We start from the raw sequence: 13,579 nt of genomic DNA, 5'->3' as shown, positions 1-13,579 counted from the left end.
CAAGGGGACTGCGTGAATCAGTAAACGCACTCCACGGCCATGGCCGTGGCTTCTCCGCCGCCGATGCAAATTGCCGCAATCCCGCGCTTCAGGCCTTTCTGGCGCAAAGCCGAGAGCAACGTCACCAGAATCCGCGCACCTGAAGCACCGATCGGATGGCCCAGCGCGCAGGCACCGCCATGCACGTTGAGTTTGTCGTGGGGGATTTCCAGGTGGGTCATCGCGGCCATCGCCACCACGGCGAATGCTTCGTTGATTTCAAACAGATCAACCTGATCCAGCGCCCAACCGGTCTTCTTGGTCAGCTTCTTGATCGCGCCAATCGGCGCCACCGGGAACAGGCCTGGAGTGTCGGCAAACGCCGCGTGACCGTGAATCACCGCCAGCGGTTTCAGTCCGAGTTTCTGCGCCTGCGACTGGCGCATCAGCACCAGTGCCGCCGCGCCGTCGGAGATCGAGCTGGAGTTGGCCGCGGTCACGGTGCCGCCTTCGCGGAACGCCGGTTTCAGCGAGGCGACCTTGTCCAGCTTGGCTTTCGGCGGCTGCTCATCGTGACTGATCAGCACCTGTTCCTTGCCGACGGTCACGGTCAACGGGACGATCTCGGCCTTGAAGCTGCCGTCCTTGATTGCCTGCTGGGCGCGGGTGGTCGAGGCGATGGCAAAGGCATCCTGCGCTTCCCGGCTGAAGTCGTTGGTTTCGGCGCAGTCTTCGGCGAAGGTGCCCATCAGGCGCCCCTTGTCGTAGGCGTCTTCGAGACCGTCGAGGAACATCGAATCGAGCACCCGACCATGGCCCATGCGGTAACCGGCGCGGGCACGGTCCAGCAGGTACGGCGAGTTGGACATGCTTTCCATGCCGCCGGCGATCACTACATCGGCGCTGCCGGCCAAGAGCATGTCGTGAGCGAGAATGGTGGTTTCCATGCCCGAGCCGCACATCTTGTTGACCGTGGTGCAGCGCGTGGATTTATCCAGCCCGGCACCGAGTGCCGCCTGGCGCGCAGGCGCCTGGCCGAGGCCGGCGGGCAATACGCAACCGAACAGGACTTCGTCGACCGCATCGCTGGCAACCCCGGCGCGTTCAACGGCGGCCTTGATCGCGGCGGCGCCGAGTTGCGGGGCGGTGAGGCTTTTCAGTTCGCCCTGAAAACCACCCATCGGGGTGCGGACGGCGCTGACGATGACAATCGGATCGTGGGACATAGTCATGACTAATCCTCCTTACTTGGCGGCCATGCGCAAAGCGCCGTCGAGACGGATCACCTCGCCGTTGAGCATGCTGTTTTCGATGATATGCCGAACCAGCGCGGCGTACTCGGCAGGTTTCCCAAGGCGCGGCGGGAACGGCACGCCAGCGGCCAGCGACTCGCGCACTTCCGGGGTCATGCCGGCCATCATCGGGGTTTCGAAAATGCCCGGGGCGATGGTCATTACGCGGATGCCGAAGCGCGCCAGTTCACGGGCGGCCGGCAGGGTCAGGCTGGCAATCGCACCTTTGGACGCGGAATACGCGGCCTGGCCGATCTGCCCGTCAAACGCCGCCACCGAAGCGGTGTTGATGATCACCCCGCGCTCGCCGTCGGCATTCGCTGCGCTTTCGGCAATGGCCGCAGCGGCCAGGCGCAGCATGTTGAAGCTGCCGATCAGGTTGACGTTGATCACCTGGGCAAAACTGCTCAGCGCATGCGGGCCGTTCTTGCCGAGGATCTTCTCGCCCCGGACGATGCCGGCGCAGTTGACCAGACCGTTGAGACTGCCAAAGGCTTTGACCGTGGCCTGCACCGCGGCCTCGGCGGCGGCTTCATTGCTGATGTCCGCTACCACGCTGTGCGCGCCGAGGCGCTGGGCCTGGGCGGCAAGCGCTTCGGCGTTCAGGTCCACCAGCATGACTTTGGCGCCGGCATTGACCAGCAACTCAGCGGTGGCCGCGCCCAGGCCGGACGCGCCGCCGGTGACGATAAAAACCTTGTTCTCGATCTGCATGACTGACTTCCTGATTCAAGCTGAAACGTTATGCGCCGCGGCCTCTTGAGCCTTGGCGATTTCCTGGTTGCGCAAGATAAAGCGCTGCAATTTGCCACTTGGGGTCTTGGGCAATTCGCTGACAAATTCGATTTCCCGCGGGTACGAGTGCGCGGCCAGACGCTTGCGCACGTGTTGCCGCAACTCTTCGGCCAGCGCCGGTTCGGCGCGGTATTGCGGGTTGAGCACGACAAAGGCTTTGACCAGTTCGGTGCGTTCCGGGTCCGGCTTGCCGACCACCGCCGCCTCGACCACGGCCGGGTGTTCGATCAACGCGCTTTCGACGTCGAACGGCCCGACGCGGTAGCCCGAGGTGGTAATCACATCATCGCTGCGGCCAACGAAGCTGATGCTGCCGTCGGGGTTCCACTCCACCGTGTCGCCGCTCAGGTAGTAGTTGCCGACGAAGGCCTTAGTCGGTACGCCTTCGTAACCGCCGAACCAGCACATTGGCGATTGCGTGCGGTCGATGGCGAGAATGCCGGGCTGGCCGACGCCGAGTTCGTTGTACTGCTCGTCGAGCACCACGATGCGATGGCCCGGCGAGGCGAAACCAGCGGCGCCGAGGTGGATCGGGTGCTGCAGGCCGTGGTGGTTGCACAGGACCATGCCCAGTTCGGTCTGGCCGTAATGGTCGTGGATGACCACGCCGAGGTTGTCAGCAAACCAGCGGATCACTTCCGGGTTCAGCGGCTCGCCAGCGCTGCTGACGATGCGCAGCTTGCCCTTGATCGATTTGGCAAATTCGTTGCCGCCGGCAATCAACAGGCGATACGCGGTCGGCGAACCAGTGAGGTTGGTGATGCCATATTTGTTGATGACCCGGCAGGTGCTTTCGAGGGTGAACGGGCCATCGTAAAAGGTGATCGGATGCCCCATCGCCATCGGCCCGGTGACGCCGAAATAGATGCCGTAGGCCCAGCCCGGATCGGCGACGTTCCAGAACGAATCTTCGGGGCGCAGATCCACCGCGTCGCGGGTGTAGCTCTGGAACGCGACGATGGCCTTGAGCGGCACCGACAGCGCTTTCGACGGGCCGGTGGTGCCCGAGGTGAACATCAGCAGAAACGGGTCTTCGCCCGTGAGCATCGCCGGTTCGCAGAGGTTGGAATGGTTGGGCAGCTCGGCCCAGAAACTGAAGTCGCCACGAACGATGCCCTGGCCCTTGGTGCCGCCGACGGTGACCACGGTCGGGCAGTCGGCGACTTCCGCAAGTTTCGGCCGGTTGGTCGCATCGGTGACCACCACTTTGGCGCCGGAACTGGTCAGGCGATGTTCAATGGCCTTGGGGCCGAACGCGGTGAACAGCGGTTGATACACCGCGCCGATGCGCCAGGTGGCGAACACGGTAATGAGCAATTCGATATTGCGCGGCAGCAGGCCGGCGACCTTGTCACCCTTCTGCACGCCTTGGGCGAGGAGGAAATTGGCAAAACGCGCGGCTTTGTCCTGCAGTTCGCTGAAGGTATACGTCGCACTGGCGCCGTCGCGGCCCTCCCAGAACAGCGCGATGCGCCCCGGCAAGGCGTGCCGGTCGCAACATTCGACACAGGCGTTGAGCGCCTCCAGCGTGCCGCTGAGCGCCGCATTCACAGTGTGCTGATAGTTGAACTGTTCGGTGGCAGACAAGTAATCGCGCATTGCCAGAATCCCTCTGTGTTTTTATTAGGCTGGGAACCGTAAACAACACAGGGATAGTCGCGCTGCGCAGGGCTTGGGGCAATGGTCAAAGCTGTCAATCTGGCTGATTGGTTTGGCCAAGGGGCAAGTCATGTAGCGCCTGAGCGGACGCTTTCGCGAGCAGGCTCGCTCCCACAGGGAATGCATTGCAAATAGTCGGAGGGGGTTACTCTGGAATGCATTGCACAGTGTGGGAGCGAGCCTGCTCGCGAAGAGGCAGGATCGGTCACCACAAAATCCGGATCAGATCGCTTCGCTAAGGATCAACGTACGGTAATGCCCCGGATTCGACCCCGACCACTTGCGAAAGGCCTTGTAGAACGAGCTCGCATCGGCGAACCCCAGCCGTGTGGCGATCTCGACGAAACTGATCGACGGCTCCGCCAGCCAGGTGATCGCCAATTCCTTGCGCACGCTGTCCTTGAGGCCTTGATAGGTCTGCCCTTCTTCCGACAAGCGTCGACGCAAAGTTGAGGCGGACATGCACAATTGTTGCGCGAGGGCCTCGGTTTCCGGCCACTGCTCGGCGGGCAACTGGCGCAGGTCTTGTTTGATCCGGCTGGCAAGACTCTCCGGATCGCGGTATTTCACCAGAATGTTCGCCGGCGCGTGGGCCAGAAAACGCTTCAACTCTTCGGCGCTGCGCTTGATCGGCAGATCCAGGCAGTCGGCGGCGAAGATCATCCGTGTGCGTGGACGGTCGAAACGCAGGTTTTCCGAGAACATCACCCGGTAGTCGTCACAAAAGTCCGGCTCGGCGCAACGCAGTTCAATCGCCAGAATCGGAATCCGCCGCCCCGCCAGCCAGCAGGCCACGCCGTGGACGATCATCCAATAGGTGAAATAGGTGAAAGCGCGGCGCGGTTCGGGGTCGTCTTCGAGCAGGACGATTTCCGCCAGGCTTTGCTGGTGCACCAGTTGCGCGGGCATTTTTTCCAGCATCAACGAGAGGAAATTCAGGCCCATGCTCAGGCCGGCGGCCAGGGTCGGTTGCGCCATGGCGCTGCGACAGAGGAATTCGAGGCTGCCGGACTTGAGCTGACGCGGGTCCATGCCGAAGAACTCGTCATCGCCACGGCGGGCCAGCAAGCGCCAGAGTTTCGCGTATTGCGAGGCGGGAACCCGGCCCGCTGCGCTTTGCAGCAAGGCGGAATCGATACCGACCTTGTTCAAGACGTCTTCCGTGGCCCCGCCCGGGGCACAACTTTGCAGCAGCGCTTCACGCACCAGTTGCACGGCGATGGTGTCTTTTTCCGACATGGAGCGAGGCAGGCCTTGTTGTTTTCGAGTGACGGGCATCTTAACGCAGCCATCCTCAGCACAACACCGATCCTGTGGGAGCGAGCCTGCTCGCGAAAGCGGTGGATCAGTAAAAACTGTGCCGACTGACGCCACGTATTCGCGAGCAGGCTCGCTCCCACAAGGTTGAACAGTGGCTGGATAAAAAACGCGTCGTTCAGCGAATGTTCAGGTAAATGTCAACCATCCCCATTTGGGAATGAGTGTCATTATGTTACAACTTAGCCACCTATCTAAATGACTCGTGGTTGCCACAATGCTCGTTCCTTTTCTGATTATGCTGCGCGAAGGCATTGAAGCCGCCCTGATCGTTGGCATCATCGCCAGCTACCTGCAACAAACCGGCCGTGGCCAATGGATGCCGGCGGTGTGGATCGGCGTGTTTCTCGCCGCTGCGCTGGCGCTGCTGGTCGGCGGTGGTCTGGAGCTGGTCAGCGCCGAATTCCCGCAAAAACAGCAGGAATTGTTCGAAGGTGTAGTCGGTCTGGTCGCCGTGGGCATTCTCAGCTCGATGGTGTTCTGGATGCGCAAGGTCGCGCGTTCGATCAAGCATTCGCTGCAAGCTTCGCTGGACCATGCCCTGACCTCTTCCAGGCATCAGGTGATCGCGCTGATCGCCATGGTGTTTTTCGCCGTGGCCCGTGAAGGCCTGGAGACCGTGTTCTTCCTGCTCGCGGTGTTCCAGCAGAGCGAAGGCCCGAGCGCGCCGATTGGCGCCCTGCTTGGCCTAGTGCTGGCGATCGTCGTCGGCTTTCTGATCTACAGCGGCAGCATGCGCCTGAACCTGTCGGCGTTCTTCAAGTGGACCGGGCTGTTCATCCTGGTGGTCGCCGCCGGGATCCTCGCCAACTCGGTGCAGGCGCTGCATGAAGCCGGCGTGTGGAATCACCTGCAAACCGTACTGTTCGACTTCAGCGCGACGCTGCCGATGGATGGCCCGCTGGGCTCGGTGCTGGCCGGCATGTTCGGTTATCAGGACGCGCCGACCATCAGCACCCTCGGTGCGTATCTGATTTATCTGGTGATAGCGCTGGTGATGTTCTTCCTGCCCGCGCCGCCCTCCAGTACCAACGCAGCCGGCCAATCGTCTTCCGTTTCCAGCCAATAAGGGCACCCATGTCAAAGCCTAATATTCCTCAGGCCTCGCCTCCCCGCGCCTTGCGTTGGGCGGTGGCCGGTTCGGTGGTCGTGATGATCGCCGCCGGTGGCTTGTTCTACTACGCCTCGAAAATGGCCGCCGCCAAGCGTCAGCACAACCACGACGAAGTGGTGGTCAACATCAACGCCCACAGCTGCGATCCGAACGAGCTGACGGTTCCCGCCGGCCGCGCCAGTTTCCGCATCGTCAACCGCTCCGACCGGGCGGTGGAATGGGAAATCCTCGACGGCGTGCTGGTGATCGAAGAGCGCGAGAACATTGCCCCGGGCCTGAGTCAGGTGATCAACGCCAACCTGCAACCCGGCGACTACGCCATCACTTGCGGGCTGTTGAGCAATCCGCGTGGCGTGCTGCACGTGACGCCGACCGCCGCCTCCGACGCTGCCGCCAAGGCCAAGCCGTCGATGGTCGCCTTCGTTGGGCCACTGTCGGAATTCCGCGTGTATCTGGCGAGCCAGAGCAGCGCGCTGTTCAAAGCCGTGACTGCCCTGAATCAGGCGATTACCAGCGGCGACCTGAGTCAGGCGCAGGCGCTGTACCTGCCGGCGCGTGCCGCTTACCAGCGCCTGGCCCCCGCCGCGCAACGCCTGGCGGAACTGGACAACAGCATCAATGCCCGCGCCGATTATTTCGAAAAGCGCGAGCAGGATCCGGCGTTCGTCGGTTTCCATCGGGTCGAATACGCGCTGTTCCGGCAACGCAGTCTCGACAGCCTGACGCCGGTCGCCGAGCGCCTGCTGGCCGACGTCACCACGCTCAAACAGCAACTGCTGGCCCAATCACTGCCACCGGAGCAGTTGGTGGACATCGTGGTGCGCAACCTCAACACCCTGGCCGACGTGCGCGCCGCCAGTGGTGAAGAAGAACGCTACAGCCACGGCGACCTCAACGGTTTCGCCGGCAACCTGCAAACCGCACACAAGGTCGTCGAGTTGCTGCGGCCGATGCTGAACAAATCGGCGCCGGAGCTGCTGCCGAAAATCGATACCGCGCTGAGCGATTTCGACACCCTGTTGAACAGCTTCAAGGTCAAGGACGGCTACGCCACTTACGACACGGTCAGTGGCGAACAACGCAAACAGATCGCCGACAAGGCCAAGGCTCTCGCCGACGCTCTGGATGGCATCGATCCCGCCCTCGGCCTCTCCGGCCTGTAAGCAGAAGACGAATACCGATGAAAGATTTGCAAAACCTCGATCTGCAACGTCGCCGCCTCCTGATGGGCATGGGTGTCGCCGGTGTCGCCCTGGCCGGTTCGGCCCTGAGCTGCCCGGCGATGGCCGCCGCCCCGGCGCAAGTCACCGAAGCGCCGAGCAGCGACAAGACCGAAGACCGCCACGACTTTCACGGCGTGCACCAGACCGGCATCGTCACCCCGCGCCCGGCGTCCGGCATGTTCGTCTCGTTCGACGTGCTGGCCAGCGATCGCGAAGACCTCGAGCGGCTGTTCCGTACCCTCAACGAACGCATTGCGTTCCTGATGAAGGGCGGCCCGGTGGCGCAGATCGACCCGAAACTGCCGCCAACGGATTCCGGCATCCTCGGCCCGGTGGTGACCCCGGACAACCTGACCATTACCGTGTCGGTGGGCGCATCGCTGTTCGACGAGCGCTTTGGCCTGGCCGCTGCCAAACCGAAACGCCTGCAACGCATGGTCGGTTTTCCCAACGATGCGCTGGAGGCCGATTGCTGCCACGGCGACCTGAGCCTGCAGTTCTGCTCGAACACCGCCGACACCAACATTCACGCCCTGCGCGACATCGTCAAGAACCTGCCGGACCTGCTGCTGGTGCGCTGGAAACAGGAAGGCAGCGTGCCGCCGCAAGCTCCGGCCAAACCGGGGGTGCCGGCACAATCGGCGCGCAACTTCCTTGGTTTTCGCGATGGTTCGGCCAACCCCGATTCCAACGACGCCAAGGCGATGGACAAGATTGTCTGGGTGCAACCGGGCAGCGACGAGCCGGCCTGGGCCGCGCACGGCAGCTATCAAGCGGTGCGGATCATTCGCAACTTCGTCGAACGCTGGGACCGTACGCCGTTGCAGGAACAGGAAAGCATCATCGGCCGGGTCAAGACCACCGGCGCACCGATGGGCGCCCAGCATGAAACCGAGGTCCCGGATTACAGCAAGGACCCGGAAGGCAAGCTGACCAAGCTCGACGCGCACATCCGTCTGGCTAACCCGCGCACCGCCGCGAGCCAGGCCAACCTGATCCTGCGTCGGCCGTTCAACTACTCCAACGGCGTCAACAAGAACGGCCAGCTCGACATGGGCCTGCTGTTCATCTGCTACCAGGCCGATCTGGAAAAAGGCTTCATCACCGTGCAGACCCGCCTCAACGGCGAGCCGCTTGAGGAATACCTCAAACCGGTCGGCGGTGGCTACTTCTTCACCCTGCCGGGTGTCACCGGCGACAAGGATTTCATCGGTCGCTCGCTGCTCAACGCCACACAACCCAAAACAGCTGCCTAACCATAAAAAACCTTTGGAGCCGTTACATGAAAAAGTCGCCACTCGCCTTAATGCTGACCCTCGGATTGCTCAACACCCCGCTGTCGGCATTCGCCGCGACCGCGCCTCTGGATCTGGTCGGGCCGGTGTCGGACTACAAGATCTACGTCACCGAGCAACTGGATGAGCTGGGCAGCCACACCAAACAGTTCACCGATGCGGTGAAGAAAGGCGATCTGGCCACCGCGCAAAAGCTCTACGCACCGACCCGCGTCTACTACGAGTCGATCGAGCCGATTGCCGAGCTGTTCAGTGACCTCGATGCGTCCATCGACTCCCGCGTCGACGACCACGAAAAAGGCGTGAAGGCTGAAGACTTCACCGGTTTCCACCGCCTCGAATACTCGCTGTTCTCGGAGAAGAGCACCGAAGGCCTGACCGCCCTGGCGGACAAGCTGGACAGCGATGTGAAAGACCTGCAGACCCGCGTGGCCGGCCTGACCTTCCCGCCGGAAAAAGTTGTCGGTGGTGCGGCCGCGCTGCTGGAAGAAGTCGCGGCGACCAAGATCTCGGGCGAAGAAGACCGTTACAGCCACACCGACCTGTATGACTTCCAGGGCAACATCGACGGGGCGAAGAAAATCGTCGACCTGTTCCGTCCGCAGATCGAGAAACAGGACAAGGCGTTCGTCGCCAAAGTCGACAAGAACTTCGCCACCGTGGACAAGATCCTCGCCAAGTACAAGACCAAGGACGGTGGTTTCGAGACGTATGACAAAGTGAAGGACAACGACCGCAAGGCGCTGGTTGGCCCGGTCAATACCTTGGCGGAAGATCTTTCCACGTTGCGTGGCAAGCTCGGCCTGAACTGATTGATGTAGAGGCCTTAAGTGCCCCATCGCGAGCAGGCTCACTCCTACAGTTGGAATGCATTCCCCTGTAGGAGTGAGCCTGCTCGCGATAGCGGTTTTAACCGCAACGAATAGTCTGAAGGTTTACAAAATCCGGTAGAGCAACCGCTCGATCCGCACCCGGCTCACCCGCTTCAAAAACTTCGCCACCGCCGCCGGGTACTCCGGCAAGGTTTCCAGGTTCTGGAAGCTGGCGATCCGCGTGGTGTTGCGGAAGATCTCTTCCTGCTCCTTCGCCCGTGGCTGCAGCCACTCGCCTTGCGGATCATCGATCAGCAGCGCGTTTTCCAGGTCCAGGCGGAACGCCCGTGGATTGAGGTTGTTGCCGGTCAGCAGCGTATAACGCTGGTCGATCCACATGCCCTTGAGGTGATAGCTGTTGTCGCCGTCACGCCACAGGTGCAGGTTCAACTGACCGCTGTCGATGTTGCGCTGATGCCGCTTGGCGAAGCGGCGCAGGCTGATTTCGTACAGGTACGGCAACGCCGCAATCACCTTGAACGGCTCGCTTGGCGGGATGTAAAAGTCGTTGGCCGTCTTGTCGCCGACCACGATGTCGATCTTCACCCCACGGGCCAGCGCGCGGTTGACCTCGCGGATGATCGGCAGCGGCAGGTTGAAGTACGGCGTGCAGATGGTCAGCTGCTGTTGCGCGCTGGCAATCAATTCGACAATCACCCGGTTCAGCGGGTTGTTCTTGCCCACGCCGAGCAGCGGGCTCACCGACAGACCGTCATGCGCCGTGCTGCCGGCGCTAGTGTCGTATGCCGCGTATTTGAGACGGCTGCGCAAATCGCCGATGTCGTTGCGCAGGCTGCGGGTGGTCGGCAGGTTCGGCAGGTCGAGGCGATGCACGGCCTTGGATTCGATCAGACCGTGCTTGACCAGATGGTGCATCGAGTCCGCCAGTTCGCGGCTGTGCAGCACGTGGTAACGGTCGAAACGGTACTTTTCGAACTTGTGCAGGTACACATTGTTCAGGCTCGCACCGCTGTAGACCACGCAATCGTCGATCACGAAACCTTTCAAGTGCAGGACGCCGAACAGCTCGCGGGTCTGCACCGGAACGCCATAGACCGGCACTTCACTCTGGTGAGTGCGGGTCATTTCCTGATACCACGCGGCGTTGCCCGGCTGTTTGCCGGCACCGATCAGCCCGCGCTGAGCGCGCAGCCAGTCGACCACCACGACAATTTCCAGCTCGGGACGCTTGAGCTTGGCGGCGTGCAAGGCATCGAGGATTTCCTGACCGGCCTCGTCATGCTGCAGATACAGCGCGACGATGTAGATGCGCTGGGTCGCCTCGGCGATTTTCTCCAGCAGGCAACGACGGAACTCGGCGGCGCCGGACAGAATGGTCACGGCCTCGGCAGTCAGCGGAAAGCTGCGCAGTTTGGGCAGCAGAGAGCGTTTGAAAAGCAACGGCATAGGGCTCGCAATGGGTCGAATCCGAAGAACCCGAGAGCTTACACCATCAACCGGTTCGGGTCTTGTGAGGGTCTGTAAAGAGATCGAAAGATCGCAGCCTCCGGCAGCGCCTACAGGGATCCGTGCAGGAGCTGCCGGAGGCTGCGATCTGTTGATCTTAAAAACAGCTTGCGCAAGGAGAACGAACGTTCTACTGTTCGCCACATGAACGAAATCACTGACACCTCGACCCGCGACATCATTCTGGATGTCACCGAAAAGTTGATCTACAAAAGTGGCATCGCAGCCACCGGCATGGATCTCCTGGTGAAAACCGCCGGCGTCTCCAGAAAGAGCATCTACCGCTACTTCGCCAACAAGGAGGCGTTGACCGTCGCCGCCCTGCAACGCCGTGACGTGCGCTGGATGCAGTGGTACCGCAGCGCGGTCGATGAGGCCGAAACCCCGGCCGATCGCCTGCTCAACCTGTTCACCGTACTCAAGAGCTGGTTCGCCTCGGAAGGCTTTCGCGGCTGCGCTTTCATTAACACCAGTGGCGAAACCGGTGACCCCGAAGACCCGGTGCGTCAGGTCGCCAAAGACCACAAACAGAAACTGCTCGACTACCTGTGCGAGCTGTGTACCGAACATGGCACCGAGGACCCGCAACGGCTGGCCAGACAGTTGCTGATCCTGATTGACGGCGCCATTACCGTAGCGCTTGTGATGGGTGATCACAGTGCCGCTGATAATGCGCAATGCATGGCGCGTAAGTTATTGGACCTGTAACGCCTTAAATAAGCCTGACCGTTGTTTAATCGTTAATTAGATCGGGAGACTGAAAATGTCGACTGCTGCCCAAGTGCGTCCGCCTTTACCGCCGTTCAATCGTGAATCGGCCATTGAAAAAGTTCGTCTGGCCGAAGATGGCTGGAATTCCCGCGATCCCGAGAAGGTATCGCTGGCCTATACCCTGGACACCCAATGGCGTAACCGCGCCGAGTTCGCCCACAACCGCGAAGAAGCCAAAGCGTTCCTGACCCGCAAATGGGCCAAAGAGCTGGACTACCGTTTGATCAAGGAGCTCTGGGCCTACTCCGATACACGCATCGCCGTGCGGTACGCCTATGAATGGCACGACGATTCGGGCAACTGGTTCCGCTCCTACGGCAATGAAAACTGGGAGTTCGACGAGCACGGCCTGATGTTCCAGCGTTATGCCTGCATCAACGACATGCCGATCAAGGAAAGCGAGCGCAAGTTCCACTGGCCACTGGGGCGGCGTCCGGATGATCATCCGGGGCTGTCCGAACTCGGTCTGTAAGTTCACACAGTTCCAATTGTAGGAGTGAGCCTGCTCGCGATAGCGGTGTGTCAGTCAACCTGAATATTGAATGTTCATACGCAATCGCGAGCAGGCTCACTCCTACAGGGTTTTGTGGTGTTCAGGCGACGGCGGCAGTCTTTTCAGCCTCCAGCTCGCGCACCAACGGCAACACCCGCCGGCCGAAATACTCCACCTCTTCCTGAAAGTGCAGAAACCCCGCCAGCACCAGATCAACCCCCACCGCCTTCAGCGCGACAATCCGCTCGGCAATCTGCAAGGGTGTGCCGATCAGGTTGGTCTTGAAGCCATCGTTGTATTGCACCAGATCCTCGAACGTCGATTTCGCCCAGTTGCCCTCGCCCTCCGGCGACGCCCTGCCCGCCTGCTTCGCAGCGTCGCCAAAGGCATTCACCGCTTCCGGGTCAGCTTGATCGATGATCTGCGCCAGCACGGCGCGTGCCTCTTCCTCGGTGTCGCGGGCAATCACAAAGGCATTGACGCCGATCTTCACTGAATGATTGTTCGCCGCGGCTTTGGCGCGGATGTCATCGACCTGCGCCTTGATCCCCTCGACGCTGTTGCCGTTGGTGAAATACCAGTCGGACACCCGCGCCGCCATGTCGCGTGCCGCGCGTGAACTGCCGCCCTGGAAAATTTCCGGACGCCCCAGCGGTTTGGGTTTGAGGCTGTAATTGTCGAAACGGTAGAAGTCGCCGCGAAAGGTGAAGTTGTCCTGGCTCCAGATCCCGCGCAGCGAACGGATGAACTCCTCGGAGCGCCGATAACGCTCGTCGTGCTCCAGCCAGTGTTCACCGATGGCCTGGAATTCGCCCTTGAACCAGCCACTGACGATGTTCACCGCGATCCGGCCATTGGTGAGTTGATCGATGGTTGCCAGTTGTTTGGCCGCCAGCGCCGGTTGCCACGGCCCCGGCAAAATCGCCGCGATCACCTTGAGTTTGCTGGTGGCGGCCAGCAGCGCATGACTGAACGCCACCGATTCATGCTGGAACTCGGCACCGTAACCGGCGGTGAAACGGATCTGCGTCAGGGCATATTCGAACCCCGCGGCCTCGGCGAGCTGCGCCAGTTTGCGGTTGTAGTCGATGCCCCAGTCGGTGCGCTGCTCGATCTTGCTGACCACCAGCCCACCACTGACGTTCGGCACCCAGTAGGCGAATTTCACGGCTTGCTTGCTCATTGGCGTGTCCTCGGGACATTTGCGGAGATGGGGGTGATAGAGCAGCAAGCGTGCCAGGCTTGAAATGCCTGGTTTTGTTGGGCTTCATGGGGTTTTGACTGCACGGCTGGAGGGTGCTT

General features: G+C 61.4%; 12 protein-coding genes. 6 read left to right on the top strand and 6 right to left on the bottom strand.

The window, feature by feature from the left end; translation table 11 throughout:
• Positions 1-17: 17 nt before the first annotated feature.
• The 4 genes from J5M57_RS08440 to J5M57_RS08425 all read right to left on the bottom strand — a co-directional run bounded on the left by J5M57_RS08440 (position 18) and on the right by J5M57_RS08425 (position 4,964).
• Complete coding sequence (locus J5M57_RS08440) at positions 18-1,211, bottom strand: acetyl-CoA C-acyltransferase (protein ID WP_207849430.1); 1,194 nt, start codon at positions 1,209-1,211, stop codon at positions 18-20.
• A 12-nt stretch (positions 1,212-1,223) separates the two neighbouring features.
• On the bottom strand, positions 1,224-1,985 hold the full coding sequence (locus J5M57_RS08435) for an SDR family NAD(P)-dependent oxidoreductase (protein WP_064587478.1): 762 nt from the start codon (positions 1,983-1,985) through the stop codon (positions 1,224-1,226).
• A gap of 15 nt (positions 1,986-2,000) precedes the next feature.
• Positions 2,001-3,665: an AMP-binding protein gene (locus J5M57_RS08430; protein ID WP_207849431.1), complete on the bottom strand. Its 1,665-nt coding sequence runs from the start codon at positions 3,663-3,665 to the stop codon at positions 2,001-2,003.
• Positions 3,666-3,947: 282 nt separating this feature from the next.
• Positions 3,948-4,964: an AraC family transcriptional regulator gene (locus J5M57_RS08425; protein WP_207849432.1), complete on the bottom strand. Its 1,017-nt coding sequence runs from the start codon at positions 4,962-4,964 to the stop codon at positions 3,948-3,950.
• A gap of 295 nt (positions 4,965-5,259) precedes the next feature.
• Here J5M57_RS08425 and efeU point away from each other — a divergent pair, with 295 nt between their 5' ends.
• From efeU to efeO (J5M57_RS08405), 4 genes are read left to right on the top strand one after another with little or no spacing between them, the layout of a single operon-like run.
• Complete coding sequence (gene efeU / locus J5M57_RS08420; RefSeq protein WP_169841760.1) at positions 5,260-6,111, top strand: iron uptake transporter permease EfeU; 852 nt, start codon at positions 5,260-5,262, stop codon at positions 6,109-6,111.
• 8 nt (positions 6,112-6,119) lie between these two features.
• Positions 6,120-7,319 (top strand): iron uptake system protein EfeO, encoded by a 1,200-nt coding sequence (efeO, locus tag J5M57_RS08415; RefSeq protein ID WP_207849433.1) that lies wholly within the window; start codon positions 6,120-6,122, stop codon positions 7,317-7,319.
• Between the two features lie 17 nt (positions 7,320-7,336).
• Positions 7,337-8,635: an iron uptake transporter deferrochelatase/peroxidase subunit gene (gene efeB / locus J5M57_RS08410; RefSeq protein WP_207849434.1), complete on the top strand. Its 1,299-nt coding sequence runs from the start codon at positions 7,337-7,339 to the stop codon at positions 8,633-8,635.
• 26 nt (positions 8,636-8,661) lie between these two features.
• A complete protein-coding gene (gene efeO, locus J5M57_RS08405; RefSeq protein ID WP_064587470.1) occupies positions 8,662-9,486 on the top strand; it encodes an iron uptake system protein EfeO in 825 nt (274 codons plus the stop codon).
• Between the two features lie 123 nt (positions 9,487-9,609).
• On the opposite strand, the gene pssA is transcribed toward efeO (J5M57_RS08405), so the two are convergent.
• Positions 9,610-10,953 carry a CDP-diacylglycerol--serine O-phosphatidyltransferase gene (pssA, locus tag J5M57_RS08400; protein ID WP_207849435.1) on the bottom strand — a complete coding sequence of 448 codons (1,344 nt, stop codon included), beginning with the start codon at positions 10,951-10,953 and terminating at the stop codon, positions 9,610-9,612.
• Between the two features lie 204 nt (positions 10,954-11,157).
• Here pssA and J5M57_RS08395 point away from each other — a divergent pair, with 204 nt between their 5' ends.
• Both J5M57_RS08395 and J5M57_RS08390 read left to right on the top strand, forming a co-directional pair.
• Entirely contained in the window at positions 11,158-11,721 is a 564-nt protein-coding gene (locus J5M57_RS08395) for a TetR family transcriptional regulator (protein WP_169841764.1), read from the top strand.
• Between the two features lie 55 nt (positions 11,722-11,776).
• On the top strand, positions 11,777-12,256 hold the full coding sequence (locus J5M57_RS08390) for a nuclear transport factor 2 family protein (protein ID WP_083369162.1): 480 nt from the start codon (positions 11,777-11,779) through the stop codon (positions 12,254-12,256).
• 121 nt (positions 12,257-12,377) lie between these two features.
• Here the strand turns inward: J5M57_RS08390 and sfnG are convergent, their stop codons facing one another.
• Positions 12,378-13,460, bottom strand: a complete 1,083-nt coding sequence (gene sfnG / locus J5M57_RS08385) for a dimethylsulfone monooxygenase SfnG (RefSeq protein WP_207849436.1) — start codon at positions 13,458-13,460, stop codon at positions 12,378-12,380.
• Positions 13,461-13,579 lie beyond the last annotated feature (119 nt).

This window comes from Pseudomonas sp. 86_A (assembly GCF_017491705.1).
GTDB classification, from domain to species: Bacteria; Pseudomonadota; Gammaproteobacteria; order Pseudomonadales; family Pseudomonadaceae; genus Aquipseudomonas; species Aquipseudomonas koreensis.
Note: the sequence above shows the minus strand (reverse complement) of the source record. Positions and strands in the feature narration are given on the sequence as shown.

Coding starts and splice junctions, on each gene's coding strand:
- sfnG (WP_207849436.1), bottom strand. CDS start 13,460: ATGAGCAAGCAAGCCGTGAAATTCGCCTACTGGGTGCCGAACGTCAGT.
- J5M57_RS08390 (WP_083369162.1), top strand. CDS start 11,777: ATGTCGACTGCTGCCCAAGTGCGTCCGCCTTTACCGCCGTTCAATCGT.
- J5M57_RS08440 (WP_207849430.1), bottom strand. CDS start 1,211: ATGACTATGTCCCACGATCCGATTGTCATCGTCAGCGCCGTCCGCACC.
- efeU (WP_169841760.1), top strand. CDS start 5,260: ATGCTCGTTCCTTTTCTGATTATGCTGCGCGAAGGCATTGAAGCCGCC.
- J5M57_RS08425 (WP_207849432.1), bottom strand. CDS start 4,964: ATGTCGGAAAAAGACACCATCGCCGTGCAACTGGTGCGTGAAGCGCTG.
- J5M57_RS08435 (WP_064587478.1), bottom strand. CDS start 1,985: ATGCAGATCGAGAACAAGGTTTTTATCGTCACCGGCGGCGCGTCCGGC.
- efeO (WP_064587470.1), top strand. CDS start 8,662: ATGAAAAAGTCGCCACTCGCCTTAATGCTGACCCTCGGATTGCTCAAC.
- J5M57_RS08395 (WP_169841764.1), top strand. CDS start 11,158: ATGAACGAAATCACTGACACCTCGACCCGCGACATCATTCTGGATGTC.
- efeB (WP_207849434.1), top strand. CDS start 7,337: ATGAAAGATTTGCAAAACCTCGATCTGCAACGTCGCCGCCTCCTGATG.
- J5M57_RS08430 (WP_207849431.1), bottom strand. CDS start 3,665: ATGCGCGATTACTTGTCTGCCACCGAACAGTTCAACTATCAGCACACT.
- pssA (WP_207849435.1), bottom strand. CDS start 10,953: ATGCCGTTGCTTTTCAAACGCTCTCTGCTGCCCAAACTGCGCAGCTTT.
- efeO (WP_207849433.1), top strand. CDS start 6,120: ATGTCAAAGCCTAATATTCCTCAGGCCTCGCCTCCCCGCGCCTTGCGT.